Origin of the sequence: Kluyvera huaxiensis (genome assembly GCF_040149365.1) — a bacterium.
GTDB classification, from domain to species: domain Bacteria; phylum Pseudomonadota; class Gammaproteobacteria; order Enterobacterales; family Enterobacteriaceae; genus Kluyvera; species Kluyvera intermedia_A.
The window spans coordinates 204,844-222,652 of record NZ_JBEFLV010000001.1 but is presented as its reverse complement, the minus strand read 5'-3'; the positions used below and the strand labels follow the sequence as shown (position 1 = coordinate 222,652).

17 protein-coding genes are annotated in these 17,809 nt (G+C 55.8%); 4 read left to right on the top strand and 13 right to left on the bottom strand.

The window, feature by feature from the left end:
- Positions 1 to 107: 107 nt before the first annotated feature.
- Genes paaK through paaA form a run of 11 tightly spaced genes read right to left on the bottom strand, consistent with a single transcriptional unit; the run spans position 108 to position 9,628 of the window.
- Positions 108 to 1,424, bottom strand: a complete 1,317-nt coding sequence (gene paaK / locus ABOC97_RS01125; RefSeq protein WP_349592993.1) for a phenylacetate--CoA ligase PaaK — start codon at positions 1,422 to 1,424, stop codon at positions 108 to 110.
- A 29-nt stretch (positions 1,425 to 1,453) separates the two neighbouring features.
- A complete protein-coding gene (gene pcaF / locus ABOC97_RS01120) occupies positions 1,454 to 2,659 on the bottom strand; it encodes a 3-oxoadipyl-CoA thiolase (RefSeq protein WP_349592991.1) in 1,206 nt (401 codons plus the stop codon).
- Positions 2,659 to 3,081 (bottom strand): hydroxyphenylacetyl-CoA thioesterase PaaI, encoded by a 423-nt coding sequence (gene paaI, locus ABOC97_RS01115; protein ID WP_349592989.1) that lies wholly within the window; start codon positions 3,079 to 3,081, stop codon positions 2,659 to 2,661. The genes pcaF and paaI overlap by 1 nt, the downstream gene beginning before the upstream one ends.
- Complete coding sequence (locus tag ABOC97_RS01110) at positions 3,074 to 4,492, bottom strand: 3-hydroxyacyl-CoA dehydrogenase (RefSeq protein ID WP_349592986.1); 1,419 nt, start codon at positions 4,490 to 4,492, stop codon at positions 3,074 to 3,076. The genes paaI and ABOC97_RS01110 overlap by 8 nt, the downstream gene beginning before the upstream one ends.
- A 2-nt stretch (positions 4,493 to 4,494) precedes the next feature.
- Positions 4,495 to 5,283 (bottom strand): 2-(1,2-epoxy-1,2-dihydrophenyl)acetyl-CoA isomerase PaaG, encoded by a 789-nt coding sequence (gene paaG / locus ABOC97_RS01105; protein WP_313157629.1) that lies wholly within the window; start codon positions 5,281 to 5,283, stop codon positions 4,495 to 4,497.
- Positions 5,284 to 5,285: 2 nt separating this feature from the next.
- Positions 5,286 to 6,053 carry a 2,3-dehydroadipyl-CoA hydratase PaaF gene (gene paaF / locus ABOC97_RS01100; RefSeq protein WP_349592982.1) on the bottom strand — a complete coding sequence of 256 codons (768 nt, stop codon included), beginning with the start codon at positions 6,051 to 6,053 and terminating at the stop codon, positions 5,286 to 5,288.
- Entirely contained in the window at positions 6,050 to 7,120 is a 1,071-nt protein-coding gene (gene paaE / locus ABOC97_RS01095) for a 1,2-phenylacetyl-CoA epoxidase subunit PaaE (RefSeq protein WP_349592979.1), read from the bottom strand. Before paaE ends, paaF begins: the two co-directional genes overlap by 4 nt.
- 7 nt (positions 7,121 to 7,127) lie before the next feature.
- A complete protein-coding gene (paaD, locus tag ABOC97_RS01090) occupies positions 7,128 to 7,625 on the bottom strand; it encodes a 1,2-phenylacetyl-CoA epoxidase subunit PaaD (RefSeq protein WP_234507744.1) in 498 nt (165 codons plus the stop codon).
- A gap of 11 nt (positions 7,626 to 7,636) precedes the next feature.
- Complete coding sequence (gene paaC / locus ABOC97_RS01085; protein ID WP_349592975.1) at positions 7,637 to 8,392, bottom strand: 1,2-phenylacetyl-CoA epoxidase subunit PaaC; 756 nt, start codon at positions 8,390 to 8,392, stop codon at positions 7,637 to 7,639.
- 7 nt (positions 8,393 to 8,399) lie between these two features.
- Positions 8,400 to 8,687 (bottom strand): 1,2-phenylacetyl-CoA epoxidase subunit PaaB, encoded by a 288-nt coding sequence (gene paaB, locus ABOC97_RS01080; RefSeq protein ID WP_052283318.1) that lies wholly within the window; start codon positions 8,685 to 8,687, stop codon positions 8,400 to 8,402.
- Positions 8,688 to 8,698: 11 nt separating this feature from the next.
- A complete protein-coding gene (paaA, locus tag ABOC97_RS01075; protein ID WP_349592971.1) occupies positions 8,699 to 9,628 on the bottom strand; it encodes a 1,2-phenylacetyl-CoA epoxidase subunit PaaA in 930 nt (309 codons plus the stop codon).
- A 285-nt stretch (positions 9,629 to 9,913) separates the two neighbouring features.
- Between paaA and paaZ the strand changes: the two genes are divergently transcribed.
- Both paaZ and tynA read left to right on the top strand, forming a co-directional pair.
- Positions 9,914 to 11,959 carry a phenylacetic acid degradation bifunctional protein PaaZ gene (gene paaZ / locus ABOC97_RS01070; RefSeq protein WP_349592969.1) on the top strand — a complete coding sequence of 682 codons (2,046 nt, stop codon included), beginning with the start codon at positions 9,914 to 9,916 and terminating at the stop codon, positions 11,957 to 11,959.
- Positions 11,960 to 12,175: 216 nt separating this feature from the next.
- A complete protein-coding gene (gene tynA, locus ABOC97_RS01065; RefSeq protein WP_349592966.1) occupies positions 12,176 to 14,443 on the top strand; it encodes a primary-amine oxidase in 2,268 nt (755 codons plus the stop codon).
- Positions 14,444 to 14,522: 79 nt separating this feature from the next.
- Here the strand turns inward: tynA and ABOC97_RS01060 are convergent, their stop codons facing one another.
- Positions 14,523 to 14,900, bottom strand: a complete 378-nt coding sequence (locus tag ABOC97_RS01060) for a LysR substrate-binding domain-containing protein (protein WP_349592964.1) — start codon at positions 14,898 to 14,900, stop codon at positions 14,523 to 14,525.
- Between the two features lie 51 nt (positions 14,901 to 14,951).
- On the opposite strand from ABOC97_RS01060, the gene ABOC97_RS01055 reads away from it, so the two are divergent.
- Together ABOC97_RS01055 and ABOC97_RS01050 are read left to right on the top strand one after the other, a co-directional pair.
- On the top strand, positions 14,952 to 15,815 hold the full coding sequence (locus tag ABOC97_RS01055; RefSeq protein WP_349592961.1) for an arginase family protein: 864 nt from the start codon (positions 14,952 to 14,954) through the stop codon (positions 15,813 to 15,815).
- Positions 15,816 to 15,911: 96 nt separating this feature from the next.
- Positions 15,912 to 16,484 (top strand): TetR/AcrR family transcriptional regulator, encoded by a 573-nt coding sequence (locus tag ABOC97_RS01050; protein ID WP_349592958.1) that lies wholly within the window; start codon positions 15,912 to 15,914, stop codon positions 16,482 to 16,484.
- Between the two features lie 280 nt (positions 16,485 to 16,764).
- Here ABOC97_RS01050 and ABOC97_RS01045 read toward each other — a convergent pair whose 3' ends face one another.
- Positions 16,765 to 17,778 carry a DUF4365 domain-containing protein gene (locus tag ABOC97_RS01045; RefSeq protein ID WP_349592955.1) on the bottom strand — a complete coding sequence of 338 codons (1,014 nt, stop codon included), beginning with the start codon at positions 17,776 to 17,778 and terminating at the stop codon, positions 16,765 to 16,767.
- Positions 17,779 to 17,809 lie beyond the last annotated feature (31 nt).

The window sequence follows — 17,809 nt, the reverse complement described above, 5'->3', positions numbered from 1 at the left end:
CTTATCAGATCAAAAGGTCCGTGCCGTAGGTCGGATAAGGCGAAGCCGTCATCCGACGCCTTCGCACAACTCCGTCTGCTTATCAGACCTACATGGTTTACAGCCGATCAACCGTTTGCTGCGGCCTTGCGCAGGTCAAACACGCGACATGCTTTGCCTTCTGAGCGCGGAATACTGCCGCAGTTAACGATGCTGACGTCGGTGGAAATCCCGACCATCGATTTAATGCGGTGACGCAGATGATGGCAAATCTGACAGCGCTGTTCGTGGCTCAGCGTTAAGCTACTTTCTTTGAGCTCGACGCGCACGGAAAGCGAATCAAGATGCCCGCGACGATCCACTTCCAGCTGATAATGCGGTGCCAGATGTTCAATCTTGAGGATCTCTTCTTCCAGCTGCGATGGGAAGACGTTCACGCCGCGAATAATCAGCATGTCGTCGCTGCGGCCGCTGATGCGATCCATCCGGCGCATGGTGCGGGCGGTGCCCGGCAGCAAGCGCGTCAGGTCACGGGTGCGGTAGCGAATAACCGGCAGTGCTTCTTTGGTCAACGTAGTGAACAGCAGTTCACCGTGCTGGCCGTCAGCCAGCGGCGTACCGTCTTCCGGGTTAACCACTTCCGGGAAGAAATGGTCTTCCCAGATGGTTGGGCCGTCGCTGGTTTCGATGCACTCCATCGCCACGCCTGGGCCCATCACTTCTGACAGGCCGTAAATATCCAGCGCGGTAATGCCGAGGCGGCGCTCAATTTCCGCCCGCATACCGGCGGTCCACGGCTCGGCGCCAAACACGCCGGTGCGCAGTGAACAGCCGCGCGCGTCGCCGCCCATCTGGCGTTCCAGCTCTTCAATCAGGTTCAGACAGTAGGACGGCGTCACCATGATCATGTCAGGTTTGAAATCACGAATCAGCTGCGCCTGCTTTTCAGTCTGGCCGCAGGACATCGGGATCACCGTCGCCCCTAAACGTTCCGCACCGTAGTGCGCGCCCAGGCCGCCGGTAAATAGGCCATAACCATAGGCCACGTGGATTTTATCCTTTGCCGAGCCGCCGGCTGCGCGCAGCGAGCGGGCGACGATATTGGCCCAGGTGTCGATATCGTTTTGCGTATAGCCGACCACGGTCGGCTTGCCGGTGGTCCCGGACGACGCATGGATACGCACCACCTGCTCCATCGGCACCGCAAAGGTGTCGAACGGATAGTTATCACGCAGATCCTGCTTGGTGGTGCAGGGAAACTTACTCAGGTCGCTCAGCTCACGGAAATCATCCGGATGCACACCCGCTGCGTCGAACTTACGGCGATACATCGGTACATTTTCATAGGCGTGCTTGAGCGTCCATTTCAGACGTTCGGTTTGCAGAGCCTGTAATTCGTCACGCGATGCGGTTTCAATCGGATCTAATGTTGTTGTAGTTGTCATTTTTTTAGGGTACTCGCAGGTCAATTAGCTCACACTCGCTCGAGGATCAGGGCAATGCCCTGGCCCACGCCAATACACATCGTACACAGCGCATAGCGTCCATTGCGTCGTTCCAGCTCCAGGCTTGCCGCCAGCGCCAGGCGCACGCCGCTCATGCCCAGCGGATGGCCTAAAGCGATGGCGCCACCGTTTGGATTCACGTGCGCGGCGTCATCCGCCAGCCCAAGCTGCCTCATCACGCCCAGCGCCTGAGCGGCAAAGGCTTCATTGAGTTCAATCACGTCCATATCGTTAATATTCAGCCCGGCGCGTTCCAGCACTTTACGTACCGCCGGAACCGGACCCAGCCCCATGTACTTTGGCTCAACGCCTGCCGTCGCCATCGCCACAATGCGCGCTCGCGGCGTCAGTCCTTGGGCGAATGCCTGTTGTTCGCTGGCGATGATCATCGCCGCCGCGCCATCGTTGACGCCGGAAGCGTTACCGGCGGTGACGACGCCACCTTTACGGAATGGGGTTTTCAGTGCCGCCAGCTGTTCGAGCGTGGTTTCCGCACGCGGATGCTCATCATCGCGGACCGCGCTCACCGCGCCCTTCTTGCCGATAATCTGCACCGGCACGATTTCCTGCGCCAGAATGCCGTCGCGCTGGGCTTGCGCCGTACGCTGCTGGCTACGATAAGCAAAGGCGTCCTGATCTTCGCGGCTGATATTTAACAATTCAGCTACATTCTCCGCCGTTTCCGGCATGCTGTCAGTACCAAATTGTTGCTGCATGAGCGGGTTCACAAAACGCCAGCCGATGGTGGTATCAAACATTTCGGCCTGACGCTGGAAGGCGGATGTGGCTTTGCCCATCACGAACGGTGCGCGAGACATCGACTCGACGCCACCGGCAATCAGCAGGTCTGCATCACCGGCTTTGATGGCGCGCGCGGCGAAGCCGATGGCATCAAGACCCGAACCGCACAGACGGTTAATGGTGGTGCCCGCCACGCTGTGCGGATAACCCGCCAGCAGCGTCGCCATATGCGCCACGTTGCGATTATCTTCACCCGCCTGGTTGGCGCAACCGAAAATCACATCATCGATACAGCTGGCATCCAGACGTGGGTTACGGCTTAACAGTTCGCGCAGCGGGATCGCCGCCAGATCGTCGGCACGGACGCCCGCCAGCGCGCCGCCGTAGCGGCCAATCGGAGTACGAATTCCGTCACAAATAAACGCGTCACGCATTAGACTTCTCCCGTGATAGTGCCGCCGATGCGGTGTGATTTGCCGCGAAACAGAGCGACGGTTTTTTGCTGCTGATTAACAATTTCAATGTCGTAAACGCCGGTCAGCTTGCCCTGCTGTTTCACCCGCGCGGTGGCGGTCAACAGGTCGCCGGTAAACGCCGGACGAAGAAAATCGATGCTGGCGGCCGAGGCCACCGCGGCCAGCCCCTGGCTATTGCAGGCGTAGGCAAACGCGGTATCGGCCAGCGAAAACAGCTGCCCGCCGTGGCAGGTCTGATGGCCGTTGAGCATTGACGGCGTCACCGCCATGGTCATCTGCGCGTAGCCATCGTCCATTTCGATAATCTCAATCCCCAGCGCGCGAGCGCAGGTATCTTTCTCGTACATGGCGCGGGCGTTGCGCCAGGCTTCGTTACTCATGACGCATCTCCAGGAGCGCCTTGTGGCGCAGCAGTGCACTCGGGCGGTAGCGTTCTTCGCCGTAGTGCTGTTGAAGGTTTTCCAGCAGACGCAGTACGCGTCCCCAGCCGAGCGATTCGCCCCAGGCCAGCGGGCCACGGGGATAGTTCACGCCCAGACGCATGGCGGTGTCGATATCTTCGGCGCTGGCAACGCCTTTTTGCACCGCATCCAGCGCTTCGTTAGCCAGCATCGCCACCGTGCGCCACACCAACAGGCCAGGGTAATCTGCGATACGCAGCACTTTTTTGCCCTGTTGCTGGAAGTGGTACACGGCTTTATCGGTCTCGGCCGGTAAGTTGGTGGCGGAAGCTGCCAGCACCACGGTATCGCCCGCACTGTGGTCATAAACCACCACCGGGCAACCATGACGCACGCTTAAGGCCAGCGCGGTTTCCCCGCAGGTCTCGAGCAGCAAAACGCCATCCAACTTAGTGACGTTGTCACTGATAGTAATTTGCGCGGCTGAATCAGCTGTTAATGTCGGCTCAGCCAGTTCTGGCTGGGTTTCCGCCGGCCAACGGTAAACGCCGTGGCCGCTTTTTTTGCCCAGACGCCCGGCTATCGCCAGCTCCTGTTGCAGCAGCGACGGCAGAAAACGACGGTCCTGCCAGAAGGCGTTAAACACCGAACAGGTGACCGCGAAATTGACGTCCTGGCCGATTAAATCGGTCAACGCCAGCGGCCCCATCGGGAAACCGCCACCATCGCGCAGTGCGGCATCGATGACTTCCGCCGACGCCACCTGCTCTTCCAGCGCCCGCCAGGCTTCGGCGTAATAAGGACGCGCCACGCGGTTCACGATAAAGCCCGGCGTTGAGCGGCAGCGCACCGCCTGTTTGCCCCAGCGGCTTACGCAGGCGCATAGCTGCTCTACCACTTCCGCAGAGGTCGCCAGCCCGCTGACCACTTCCACCAGTTTCATCACCGGCGCGGGATTAAAGAAATGCAGCCCCGCCACGCGTTCCGGGTGTTTGATACCGGCGGCGATAGCGGTAATAGAAATGGACGAGGTGTTGCTGGTCAGCAGCGTAGACGGCGAACAGATCTCTGCCAGCTGGCTAAACAGCGCCTGTTTAATCTCCAGACGCTCAGATGCCGCTTCAATCACCAGCTGCGCATCGGCAAGCTGGTTTAATTCGGTGGCTGGCGTAATACGCGCAAGCAGTGCCTGAGCCTGCTCGGCGCTGAGTTTTCCCCGGTTCACGCGGCTTTCCAGACGCTGGCGGATACCGTCGATGGCGCGGGTAATCGCCTCTGCGGAGATGTCATACAGGCGCACCGGGTGCCCGGCGCTGGCCGCCACTTCGACAATGCCGGCGCCCATGGTGCCGCCGCCAATCACGGCGACAGTGAATTGATTCTGGCTCATGGCTATTTCCCGCTGAACTGTGGCGCGCGTTTGGCGAGGAAGGCGCTGACGCCTTCACGGTAATCGTCGCTGCGCCCGGCCATACGCTGGAAGTCACGTTCGACATCAAGCTGCTGGTCAAGGGTGTGGGTCTCGGAAAGCTGCAGCGCTTTTTTAATCAGCCCCAGTCCAAAAGTCGGCTGTGAGGCGAAATGGCGAGCCATCGTCAGACTGGTGTCTTTCAGCTCTGCGTCGTCCACCACCTGCCAAATCATCCCCCACTGCGCGGCCTGTTCGGCGCTAAGGCTATCGCCCAACAGCGCCAGGCCCATCGCACGGGCGCGCCCGGCAACGCGCGGCAGCACCCAGCTTCCGCCGCAGTCCGGTACCAGGCCGAGTTTGCTAAACGCCATCACGAATTTGGCGGAACGCGCGGCAATCACAATGTCACAGCCCAGCGCCAGCGTGGCACCCGCACCGGCGGCAACGCCGTTAACCGCACAGATAACCGGTTTTGGCAGCGCGGCCAGACGGCGCACCAGCGGGTTGTAAAAACGCTCTACCGACATGCCCAAATCCGGCGCGGGGCCGCTTGGGTCAACGTTGCGGTCGTTCAAATCCTGCCCGGCACAAAAACCGCGTCCCGCGCCGGTAATTAACAGGCAGCGAATGGTGTCGTCGCGTTCGGCCTGTTTTAAGCAATCGGACAGCTGCTGGTGCATCACGTCATTGAAGCTGTTAAGGCGGTCTGGGCGGTTTAGCGTCAGGGTCATAACGCCCTGTTCAATCTCACATTGAATGAAAGCTTCCACGGTTAGCGTCCTTTAAAGTCCGGTGTACGTTTTTCTAAGAAGGCAGCAATCCCTTCACGACGATCTTCCGTGCCGCTCAGCAGCGTAAATAGCTGGCGTTCCTGGGTCAGCCCAGCCTGTAAATTCACCTCCTGTGACAGACGCAGCGCCTGTTTGGCCGCGCGCAGCGCCAGCGGTGAATGACGGGCAATGGTCGCCGCCAGCTTCAGCGCATATTCATCGGAGAGATTGGCCGGGTGGATATCGCTCACCAGCCCCGCCTGCTGTGCACGCTGGGCATCGATACTTTCGCCGCTTAGCACCATGCGGCTGGCCAGCGCTTTGCCGACGCTGCGAATTAAGCGCTGGGTACCACCGGCGCCCGGCATGGTGCCCAGGGTAATTTCCGGTAAACCGAAGCGGGCGTTATCACCGGCGATCACCAGATCGCACAGCAGCGCAAGTTCACAACCCGCGCCCAGCGCGTAGCCGTTGACCACCGCAATCAGCGGCTTATTGAATGCGTCGATACGCGCCCACAGACGGGGACGCAGATCGTCGAAGGTGGCGGGCAGATCTTTTTCCGCCATTTCATTAAGGTCGGCCCCGGCGGCGAAATAGCGCGGGTTGCCGCTGATGACGCAGACGCTAATCGTGGCGTCCGCCGCGGCGCTTTCCAGCGCCTCGGCAATCTGCCCAAGCAGCGCGTTATTCAGGGCGTTACGCGCCTGCGGGCGGTTCAGCGTCAGTTGAAGTACGCGGTCATGGCGGGTTATCAGCAGTTCGCTCATGCCATCCCCCGCGCATCAAAGTCGACCACCACGTCGCCGCTGGTTGGCAGCGCCTGGCAGCTCAACACATAGCCCGCCGCCAGTTCATCGGCTTCCAGGCTGTAGTTGGCGGCCATCGCCACTTCACCGCGGACCACTTTGCATTTACAGGTGGCGCACACGCCGCCTTTACAGGCGAACGGCAGGTCAGCGCCCTGGCGCAGCGCGGCATCCAGAATACTGTCGTCCTCGGCGCTCAGGGAAATCAGGCGCTCGCGGCCATCCTGACGCAGCGTAACGGTACGGCCTTCCGCCTGTACGCCGGTAGCACGCTTCACGCTGGTGCCTGGGGTGTTGAAGCGCTCAAGGTGAATGGATTTCTCCGGCATACCCAGCGCGTGCAGAGTGGTTTCCGCGTCGTCCATCATCGCCGACGGGCCGCAGATAAATGCGTCGTCAAAGCGGCTGAAATCAAGCAGGTGTTCGGAGAGCGCGCGCAGTTTGTCGCCGTCGATACGCCCTTGCAGCAAATCGCTGTCCATCGACTCCTGGCTGAACAGATGCACCACCTGCAAACGTTGCGGGTAGCGGTCTTTCAAGTCGGCCAAAGCCTGGCGGAACATCATGCTGTGACTGCTACGGTTGCCATAAATCAGCGTGAAGCGGCTGTCGCTTTCGGTCGCCAGCGTCGCTTCAATAATCGCCATCATTGGGGTGATACCGGAACCGGCGGCAATCGCCAGGTAGTTGGCGCGGCGCTCGGCAGACGGCTGATAGCCAAAGTGGCCCTGCGGCACCATCACGTCAAATTCCATGCCCTGTTGGATATCGTGCTGGGCATAGCGCGAGAAGCGGCCGCCGTCGATAGCTTTCACCGCCACGCTGATTTCGGACGGCGAGCGGCTGCGGCAGATGGAGTAGCAGCGGCGCAGTTCTTCACCGCCAAGGCGGGTTTTCAGCGTCAGGTGCTGGCCGGGACGAAAAGCGTACGCGGTACGCAGCGCGTCGGGAATGGCGAAGGTGATCGTCACCGCATCGCGGGTTTCCGCCTCGACGCTTGCCACGGTAAGCGAATGAAATGTTGTCATCGCAACCTCAAATACATTTAAAGTAATCAAAGGGTTCACGGCAGCTGTCGCAGCGATAGAGCGCTTTACAGGCCGTCGAACCGAATTCGCTAATCAGCGAGGTGTGGGTGCTACCGCAGCGCGGGCACAGCACTTCGCTCGGCATTTCCGCGTGGCAGGCATGGGCCTGCGGCGGGCTAATGCCGTACTGCCGCAGGCGCTCGCGGGCGTCCGGGCTCATCCAGTCGGTGGTCCATGCCGGGTCAAGCTGCAGAACAATGTGCACCGGCGTATAACCGTGCTCGGTCATCACCGAACGAATCTCACCCAGCAGGTGCTCGGTTGCCGGGCATCCGGAATACGTTGGCGTAAAGCCAATCACCCAGCCGTCGCCATGACGTTCAACGCTTCTGACCATGCCAAGGTCGGTAATTGTCAGTACCGGGACCTCCGGGTCAGGAATTGCGCTGAGCAATCCCCAGACGGTGCGCACTTCGGCGGGTGCGATTGCAGCCAGACGTTGCATAGCCACCTCCATTACCACTGCTGACCGGGATACGCGCGCTGCAGATACTGCATTTCTGCCAGCATCGGCCCCAGATGTTCACTGTGCAGACCCTGCTTGCCGCCGCTGCGGAACGCCGCTTCTTGTGGAATTTGTAAGCAGGAGTCGAGCAGCGCGGTATGCACCGTGGTCTGCCATTCGGCCTCAAGTTCACGCGAGTCGACGGCGATCCCCTGCTCAACCAGCGTTAATTCCAGCTCATCGGCCATAAACAGCTCGCCGGTAAAGCGCCACAGGTTGTCGACCGCCTGCTGCATCCGTTGGGCGGAGAGTTCGGTGCCGTTGCCCAGACGCTCCAGCCAACCGCGGCTAAAACGCTGGTGATAGCGCACTTCTTTCAGCCCTTTGGCGGCAATCGCCGCAATCTGCGCATCACGGCTGTTCACCAGGCGGCTGAACAGCGCCACGTGCCAGACGTCGATAAAGAACTGACGAGCGATAGTGTCGGCAAAGTTGCCGTTCGGTTGTTCAACCAGCAGCAGATTGCGGAACTGACGTTCATCGCGGCCAAAGGCCAACGTGTCTTCGTCGCCGCTGCCGGAGAGTTCAGCGGCATAGCTTAAGAAATTGCGCGCCTGGCCCAGCAGGTCGAGACCGATATTGGCCAGCGCCAGATCAATCTCCAGCTCCGGCGCGTGGCCGCACCAGGCACCTAAGCGCTGGGCCAGCACGAGGCCGTTATCGCCCAGACGCAGGGCATACGTTGCAACGGGATTCAGGTTATTCATCGCTGCCTCACATATGTTCCATGCCGTCCGGCACGGTGTAGAACGTCGGGTGACGGTAGACTTTGCTTTCCGCCGGGTCGAAGAACTCACCGCGTTCTTCCGGCTGTGAGGCGACGATGCTGCTGGCTTTCACCACCCAGATAGAGCAGCCTTCGCTGCGACGGGTATAGGCATCGCGGGCGTTTTCCAGCGCCATCTGATCATCGGCGGCGTGCAGGCTTCCCACGTGACGGTGCGACAGCCCCTGTTTGCTGCGGACAAAAACTTCGTATAACGGCCAGTATGTGTTGCTCATTCTCTTTCTCCTTAGGCGGCGTCGCGGGACTGTTGTTTTTGAGCATGCGCCAGCGCGGCTTCGCGCACCCATGCCCCCTCTTCCCAGGCCTTGCGTTTTGCGCCCAGACGTTCGTGGTTACAGATGCCACGACCGTTGATAACTTCGTTGAGTTCCTGCCAGTCAATTTCGCCGTAGCGATAGTGACCGGTCTCCGCGTCCAGCTGCAGGTCGGCATCCGGCACCTTCATGCCGAGGATTTCCACCTGTGGAACGGTGTTGTCGACAAAGCGCTGACGCAGTTCATCGTTGGAGTGCAGTTTGATTTTCCACGCCATGCTGCGGGCGCTGTTTGGCGAATTGTCATCGCTTGGCCCAAACATCATCAGCGCTGGCCACCAGAAACGGTTGATAGCGTCCTGCAGCATCTGACGCTGCTCTTCGCTGCCCGCCGCCAGCGCCATGCAGGCTTCAAAGCCCTGACGCTGGTGGAAGCTCTCTTCTTTACAGATTTTCACCATCGCTCGTGCATACGGGCCGTATGAGGTCCGGCACAGCGCGACCTGGTTGACGATCGCCGCACCATCAACCAGCCAGCCAATCACGCCAATGTCGGCCCAGGTCAGGGTTGGGTAGTTAAAGATGGAGGAGTACTTCATCTGACCGTCGAGCATCTTCTGATACAGGTCTTCGCGGGCGCAGCCGAGGGTTTCGGCGGCGCTGTAGAGATACAGGCCGTGCCCGGCTTCATCCTGCACTTTCGCCAGCAGAATTGCCTTGCGGCGCAGAGTCGGTGCGCGGGTTATCCAGTTACCTTCCGGCAGCATGCCGACGATTTCCGAATGCGCATGCTGGCCAATCTGGCGGATCAGCGTTTTACGGTAGGCATCGGGCATCCAGTCCTGCGGTTCGATGGCTGTTTCCTGCGCGATGCGCTGGTCAAAGCGTTGTTCTTCTGTCACGTCATCACCTTATGATTCCGATAAATTCAACAAATCAATTTTTGTGAATCACTTTGTTTTATAAAAGTTACATCTTAGTTAAATAAAACCACAAATTTTGTTTGTGAATTTTGTGATGCGTACCGCAAAGGCTTTTGCAAAACCCCTTACAAACAGCTACATGGCGCATTAGCGCTTAGTGTCCGCGATCGCATTGTTAACAAATTATTAAAATCAGGCTTGCATTTTGTGATTCAGAAAAGAACTATTTATAGCGAGATTACGTAACATATCTGGAGATTTACGATGCAGAAGTTAGCCAGCTATTTATCCGGCACCTGGCAGACAGGCCAGGGCCGCACCCGCGCCATTCATCACGCCATCAGCGGCGAAGCACTGTGGGAAGTGACCAGCGAAGGTTTGGATATGGCGCAGGCGCGTCGTTTCGCGATTGAGCACGGCGGCAAAGCATTACAGGCAATGACCTTTATTGAACGCAGCGCAATGCTCAAAGCGGTGGCGAAGCATCTGCTGGAGCTGAAAGCCGATTTCTACGCCATTTCTGCCGAAACCGGCGCAACGCGCGCCGACAGCTGGGTGGATATTGAAGGCGGGATTGGTACCCTCTTTACTTACGCAGGTCTGGGTGGCCGTGAGCTGCCGGACGATACCCTGTGGCCGGAAGATGAATTGATCCCGCTGTCTAAACAAGGCGGTTTTGCCGCCCGTCACGTGCTGACCTCGAAATCCGGGGTGGCGGTGCATATCAACGCCTTCAACTTCCCGTGCTGGGGCATGTTAGAAAAGCTGGCACCGACCTGGCTTGCCGGGATGCCCGCCATCATCAAACCGGCCACCGCCACCGCACAGCTGACGCAGGCAATGGTGAAAGCGATTGTCGAGAGCGGCCTGGTACCAAACGGCGCAATCAGCCTGATTTGCGGTGGCGCGGGTTCGCTGCTCGACGAGCTCGATAGCCAGGACGTGGTGACCTTTACCGGTTCGGCCCATACCGGACAGCAGCTGCGCGTGCATCCGAATCTGGTGGCGAAATCAATCCCGTTCACCATGGAAGCCGACTCCCTGAACTGCTGCGTTTTAGGTGACGACGTGACCCCTGAACAGCCAGAATTTGCGCTGTTTATCCGCGAAGTGGTGCGTGAGATGACGGCGAAAGCCGGGCAAAAATGTACCGCTATCCGCCGTATTATCGTGCCGCAGGCGCAGATTAAGGCGGTGAGCGACGCGCTGATTGCCCGTCTGCAAAAAGTGGTAGTCGGCGACCCGGCGCAGGAAGGCGTGAAGATGGGTGCGCTGGTCAACGCCGAACAGCGCCAGGATGTGCAGGACAACGTTAACCGCCTGGTGCAGGCCGGTTGTGAAGTGCTGCTCGGCGGTAACGCCGATCTTAACGCCGCCGGGGCCTTCTTCCCGCCGACGCTGCTGCTGTGTACCCAGCCGGATGAAGTCTCCGCCGTTCACGCCATCGAAGCCTTTGGCCCGGTAGCTACGCTGATGCCGTATCAGAATAGCGACCACGCCATGCAGCTGGCGCGCGCAGGCGGCGGTAGCCTGGCCGGGACGCTGGTGACCGCCAGCGGTGCACTGGCGCGTGAGTTTATTCTTGGTGCTGCGCGTGCGCACGGTCGTATTCAGGTGTTGAACGAAGAATCCTCCGTTGAATCCACCGGCCACGGTTCCCCATTGCCGCAGCTGGTCCACGGAGGCCCGGGACGTGCCGGCGGCGGCGAAGAGCTGGGCGGTCTGCGTTCGGTGAAACATTACATGCAGCGCACGGCGATTCAGGGTAGCCCAACCATGCTGGCCGCTATCGGTCAGCAGTGGGTGCGCGGCGCGCAGGTAGCGGAAGACCGCATTCACCCGTTCCGTAAATACTTTGAAGAGATCCAGCCGGGCGATAGCCTGCTGACGCCACGCCGAACGCTAACCGAGGCGGACATCGTTAACTTTGCCTGTCTGAGCGGCGATCACTTCTACGCCCACATGGACAAAATTGCCGCCGCCGAGTCGATTTTTGGCGAGCGCGTGGTGCACGGTTATTTCCTGATTTCTGCCGCTGCCGGTCTGTTTGTTGATGCGGGCGTCGGCCCGGTTATCGCCAACTACGGCATGGAAAACCTGCGCTTTATCGAGCCGGTAAAACCGGGCGATACCATCCAGGTTCGCCTGACCTGCAAGCGTAAAACGGTCAAACGCCAGCGCAATGCCGAGGAGAAAGCCACCGGCGTGGTGGAATGGTCGGTGGAGATTTTCAACCAGCATCAGCAGGCGGTCGCCCTCTACTCCATCCTGACGCTGGTTGCCCGTCAGCAGGGTGATTTCCCTGCCTAACGCGGTCGCCATCCCGGCATGATAACGGCGTGTGCCAACGTCGAGCCAGCGCAACAATTTAGCCAATGCCTCTGCGGAGGCATTTTTTGTAACTGGCAAAACTGACAAATAACCTGGCAAGCGCAAGCAAACGCTTAATGACGTTCTGCTGTTAGGTTAAGAGACTGAACAAGAAAAGCCTGGCACGGCACAACATAACGATAAGATGAGGTCACAATGTCTAAAGCTTTGAATCTGTCTAAACGTAAAACGGCGCTCGCGCTGGCTATCGCGCTGTGTTGCGCCTGGCAAAGCCCGGCCTTCGCCCATGGTGGCGAAGCACATATGGTGCCAATGGACAAAACCTTGCAAGAGTTTGGTGCAGATGTGCAGTGGGATGACTACGCGCAGATGTATACCCTGATTAAAGACGGTGCCTACGTAAAGGTAAAACCGGGCGCAAAGACCGCGGTTCTCAACGGTAAAACCTTGAATCTTCAGGCACCGGTGGTGATGAAAAAAGGCAAGGCGTGGATTTCCGACACCTTTATCAACGACGTTTTCCAGTCCGGCCTTGACCAGACCTTCCAGGTTGAGAAAGTACCTCACCCGCTGAATTCCCTGTCATCGGCAGAAATTGGCGAAGCGGTAACGATTGTTAAGGCCGCGCCTGAATTCCAGGCTAATACCCGTTTCACCGAGATTTCCCTGCACGAGCCGGATAAAAAAGCGGTGTGGGATTTTGCCCTCAACGGCACCCCGGTTAATGCACCACGTACCGCCGACGTGATTATGCTCGACGGCAAGCACGTGATCGAAGCCGTGGTCGATCTGCAAAATAAAAAGATCCTCTCCTGGACGCCTATTAAAGACGCCCATGGCATGGTGCTGATCGACGATTTCGTCAGCGTGCAGAACATTATCAACGCCAGCACCGAGTTTGCTGAAGTGCTGAAAAAACACGGAATTAAAGACACCACCAAGGTCGTCACCACCCCGCTGACCGTTGGTTATTTCGACGGCAAAGATGGCCTCAAGCAGGATGCACGTCTGCTGAAAGTGGTCAGCTATCTCGACACCGGCGACGGTAACTACTGGGCGCACCCGATTGAAAACCTGGTCGCGGTCGTTGACCTTGAGCAGAAGAAAATCATCAAGATCGAAGAAGGCCCGGTCATTCCGGTGCCGATGGAATCTCGTCCATTTGATGGCCGCGATCGCGTGGCAAAATCGGTGAAACCGCTGGATATCATCGAACCAGAAGGCAAAAACTACACCATCACCGGCGATATGGTGCACTGGCAGAACTGGGACTTCCACCTGCGTCTGAACTCCCGCGTCGGGCCGATTCTCTCTACCGTGACCTATAACGACAACGGTAAGAAACGCCAGGTGATGTACGAAGGTTCACTGGGCGGGATGATTGTGCCTTACGGCGACCCGGATGTCGGCTGGTACTTCAAAGCTTACCTGGATTCCGGTGATTACGGCATGGGTACCCTGACCTCGCCTATCGCGCGCGGCAAAGATGCACCGTCCAACGCCGTGCTGCTGGATGAAACCATTGCCGATTACACCGGTACGCCGACCACGATCCCACGCGCGGTAGCCATTTTCGAACGCTACGCGGGACCGGAATATAAGCACCAGGAGATGGGCCAGCCGAACGTCAGTACCGAACGCCGTGAACTTGTCGTACGTTGGATAAGCACCGTCGGTAACTACGACTACATCTTCGACTGGGTATTCCACGAAAACGGCACCATCGGTATCGATGCCGGGGCGACCGGGATTGAAGCGGTGAAAGGCGTGCTGGCGAAAACCATGCACGATCCAAGCGCCAAAGACGATACCCGCTACGGGACGTTGATCGACCATAATATCGTCGGCACCACCCACCAGCATATTTACAACTTCCGCCTCGATCTCGACGTGGACGGCGAAAATAACAGCCTGGTGGCGATGGATCCTGAAGTGAAGCCAAACACCAGCGGCGGCCCGCGTACCAGCACCATGCAGGTGAATCAGTACGACATCGAAACCGAGCAGAAAGCCGCGCAGAAATATGACCCAGGCACTATTCGCCTGTTGAGCAACACCACCAAAGAAAACCGCATGGGCAATCCGGTGTCATACCAGATTATCCCTTACGCGGGCGGCACCCACCCGGCGGCAACCGGCGCGAAATTTGCCCCTGACGAGTGGATTTATCATCGTCTGAGCTTTATGGATAAGCAGCTGTGGGTCACTCGTTACCATCAGGAAGAGCGTTATCCGGAAGGCAAATACCCGAACCGTTCGGTGCATGACACCGGCCTGGGACAATATGCGAAGGATGACGAGTCGCTGAAAAATAACGATGACGTGGTGTGGATAACCACCGGCACCACCCACGTCGCACGCGCCGAAGAGTGGCCGATTATGCCAACCGAATGGGCCCATGCGCTGTTGAAACCGTGGAACTTCTTTGACGAAACACCAACGCTGGGCGAGAAGAAGAAGTAAGTCACAAGGTGATTTCCGCGTCATTCGCGCTGAATCCATAAGTTCTGTCGAAAGAGTCCGCAATTTTGCGGGCTCTTTTTTATTCACGGATAATACGTAAATCCGCAATGGTGAACGCAGCCTGCATCTCAGGCGCTTTCTGGAACATGACGGTCCAGAGGGCTCTAATCAACGGCAGTTCCTCGTCGTAAGCAATCAGCGGCAATGAAGCGAGTGTCTGAGCGCCAGGGGCTGAGCCGATAGCCTCTGACATGGCGGGAGCATGAACAAGAAGCATGCGTTCAGTCAACAGATGAGCATAGCCGTAGAGACTATCATCAGGCATTGATGCGGTAACAGCGAGATCGACGCTTCCGTCATGCAAAAGCGAGTAAATGCGCTGTTCCCTTTCATTAACGAAACGTGCGGCCCTGCTTGCGAAGGAATGATCATTGCGTAAAATTGAATGAACGTTCATTCATTAATTGAGTGAAATTCAGTCCATTATCAAAACAAGCACAGGCAAACTATGACCCGTAAAACGCTCAGACTTTTATTTCCGCAATGGCAAGGCGGCAATAATCCCCCTTATTATCTTGGCTCGCTTCTTCTCTCGTATCTTTCCCCTGAATCGGATGGCCCTGTTGAGTCGGTTCCGGTCGATGAACCCACCACGCAGCCGCTGGCTGAAGTGGATGGCATTACCGCTAAACCTCAAATTATCAGACAGCTCAACGATGCAGCCGCTCTGATTGAGAAACATAGTCCCGATTCAATTGTCGTTTTTGGTGGTGATTGCCTGGTATCACTGGCTCCTTTTTCGCACCTGCTCAATAAATACGGCGATAAACTGGGCGTGCTGTGGGTTGACTCTCATCCTGATGTGCAGACGGCGAAACAATATCCAAACGCTCATGCCCATGTGCTTGGGGCCCTCATTGGAACGGGTGATGAAGATTTAGTTGCTCACGTAGCCACCAGGCTCAATCCCTCAAAAATCATGATTGCCGGTATCCACGCTCCACTAGCTTATGAAGCTGACTACCTTGCTCGTCATAACATTGCTGCGATTGCGCCTGAACACGTCAAAAACGGCGGGAAAGAAGTGATGGCGTGGATCGAAAGGGAAAATATTGAATATCTGGCGATACACATTGATCTGGACGTTCTCGATCCATCCCTGTTCCGCTCTGTGCTTTTCGCCAGGCCTGGCAGAGGCGAGCACGACTTTGGCGACGTCGCAGAAGGCAAACTGACGATTGAAGATGTACTCAATCTCATTGCGCAGGCCACCTCAAAAGCCGAACCTGTCGGCCTTACGATCGCTGAACATTTGCCGTGGGATATGCTGAACCTCAAGAATATGCTCAGTGCATTACCGCTTATGAAGTAACATCTGATTCCAGGAGCCAGACGACAGAGTTCAACGCTGGCTCCTGGGATAAAAGAGCGTTAAAGTCTGGGCAACTTATGAAAAATAATAGTCGATATGTTAAAGAAAACAGAAACCTACCATAAGCTGATTACCGCTGCCGCCGCCTGCTTTGCAGAAAAAGGCTTTAGTGCGACAAGCGTACGTGAGATTTCTACCCGGGCAGGAATAAGTCAGGGAGCGATGTACACGTATTTTAAGAGTAAGGATGACCTCATCAAGGCAATCGTTCGTGAAGAACAGAACTCAGCGTTAACAGCCCATAATGCTCCCTCTAACGGCACTTATTTCGACCGCCTTTGCGAGCAGATGGCTTCGTGCATAAGCGATGTTGGATACCCGGTCACACATCAACTGTGGGTTGAAATCATGGCTGAGTCTGCGCGAAATCCTGAATTGCAAAAAACGTATACCTCCAGTGATACCATCATGCGGCAAAGTATCGCGGGGATTATCAAGGAAGGTATTGCGGCCGGAGAGTTTCGGCAGGATATGAACCTTGAGGAAATCACAATCATTCTATTTGCTTTTATTGACGGCTTAATCGCGCGCAAGGCTATTAACGCGTCCTTCTCCTTCAGTCGCGACCTGCCATCATTCCCTGAGCTAATAACCAAATTATTGAAATAATGCTAAGCAAGTTTGGTAAAAAACATAACCCATAAATCGCAAAGGTCTGCTTCTCTCTCACTGCGGACCATCAACTCAGTTAGCTCGTCCGCTCTGTGCCAAAGGCGGAAGTAGCTAATAACAATCTGTATGAAGCAACGGGGAGCATGTCACAGAACCAGACGTTTTACCCGTATATGTACTCTGCACATCAGCAAGTACCTCCCTTCTCATATTCTGAATGTAAGATATTTAACCAGACATATGTGACTTAAAGGGTAAGAGTTGTATCTTTTTATATTCATGATTTATCTATTTCACTTAGTATCCAATCGAATTGGTTGAAATCCTCAAAAAAAAGTCTTTCTGGATACCGGGTTTCATTTTCATACTCATCAAAATAGTATCTGGCAAACCAGTCTTCCATTACGAATGTATGGGGACGAATTTGAAGGTGTGCAACTAGATATGGCAATTTACTGATAAAATAATCTTTTTGATATTCAGTAACCAACTCGTAAGCATGTATAATGCAGTGTCTATATTCACGAGCAAAACTTTTTAACATTTCTGTAGCCGTTGCATAGCAAAAATTAAAAGAAGCTGGGTATCCTTTCTCCTCTTGAATTTCCCTATTCCTCTCATACCATTCATGAAGATATTTAGGTTGTTTAAAAAGCAAATATCTTGAAAGAATAGTGTAATACTCATAGTTCTGTATGAGATGGTATTGAATAGCAGTGGGACATATTTCACTTTGGTCTCGTCTTCTGCACATCAACAACAAAGGCCCAAGCCCAGGATACGACATTAGACACTTTTCAATAGCACTTTCAATTTCAGGCCATTTCTTTTCTCTAATATAAGAAATGATAAATAAGGGAATGCCAACTCTTGAAATATTATTTTCTTTCTTAAAGCGCAAAGAAAAAGTTTCTGATGAACCACTAAAGTAACCACACCGTCTATCATTATTTATATTGCACCAATAAACCATCTCACTCGATATATTAACAAGAAGTACAAAGACAGGAACAGGAAGCCCAACCCAATAGTTTAAGCTGGATCTTTTAATTCCACTCAACCTAAAATTATCATCTTTAGAAAACTTAATGTCATCAGTACTTTTAACTTGCAAAGCAACTAAATCACCCGTTATAAGCCCATCTTCATTAACAATCTCTACATATAAATCAATACCATAATCCCTCTCTGTCATTTCTCGGATAATCCATTCCTTTGGTAAAACTTTTGAAACTATATCGAAAGACTTGCTTTCTGATATGTGTGTTTTAATTCGTTTTGGAAAGTCCATACTCACCATAATAAATAAGAGATTAATTTGG

Excerpts from the sequence above, each read along its gene's own strand:
- paaK (WP_349592993.1), bottom strand. The coding sequence starts at position 1,424 with ATGACAACTACAACAACATTAGATCCGATTGAAACCGCATCGCGTGAC.
- pcaF (WP_349592991.1), bottom strand. The coding sequence starts at position 2,659 with ATGCGTGACGCGTTTATTTGTGACGGAATTCGTACTCCGATTGGCCGC.
- paaI (WP_349592989.1), bottom strand. The coding sequence starts at position 3,081 with ATGAGTAACGAAGCCTGGCGCAACGCCCGCGCCATGTACGAGAAAGAT.
- ABOC97_RS01110 (WP_349592986.1), bottom strand. The coding sequence starts at position 4,492 with ATGAGCCAGAATCAATTCACTGTCGCCGTGATTGGCGGCGGCACCATG.
- paaF (WP_349592982.1), bottom strand. The coding sequence starts at position 6,053 with ATGAGCGAACTGCTGATAACCCGCCATGACCGCGTACTTCAACTGACG.
- paaE (WP_349592979.1), bottom strand. The coding sequence starts at position 7,120 with ATGACAACATTTCATTCGCTTACCGTGGCAAGCGTCGAGGCGGAAACC.
- paaD (WP_234507744.1), bottom strand. The coding sequence starts at position 7,625 with ATGCAACGTCTGGCTGCAATCGCACCCGCCGAAGTGCGCACCGTCTGG.
- paaC (WP_349592975.1), bottom strand. The coding sequence starts at position 8,392 with ATGAATAACCTGAATCCCGTTGCAACGTATGCCCTGCGTCTGGGCGAT.
- paaB (WP_052283318.1), bottom strand. The coding sequence starts at position 8,687 with ATGAGCAACACATACTGGCCGTTATACGAAGTTTTTGTCCGCAGCAAA.
- paaZ (WP_349592969.1), top strand. The coding sequence starts at position 9,914 with ATGCAGAAGTTAGCCAGCTATTTATCCGGCACCTGGCAGACAGGCCAG.
- tynA (WP_349592966.1), top strand. The coding sequence starts at position 12,176 with ATGTCTAAAGCTTTGAATCTGTCTAAACGTAAAACGGCGCTCGCGCTG.
- ABOC97_RS01060 (WP_349592964.1), bottom strand. The coding sequence starts at position 14,900 with ATGAACGTTCATTCAATTTTACGCAATGATCATTCCTTCGCAAGCAGG.
- ABOC97_RS01055 (WP_349592961.1), top strand. The coding sequence starts at position 14,952 with ATGACCCGTAAAACGCTCAGACTTTTATTTCCGCAATGGCAAGGCGGC.
- ABOC97_RS01050 (WP_349592958.1), top strand. The coding sequence starts at position 15,912 with ATGTTAAAGAAAACAGAAACCTACCATAAGCTGATTACCGCTGCCGCC.
- ABOC97_RS01045 (WP_349592955.1), bottom strand. The coding sequence starts at position 17,778 with ATGGACTTTCCAAAACGAATTAAAACACACATATCAGAAAGCAAGTCT.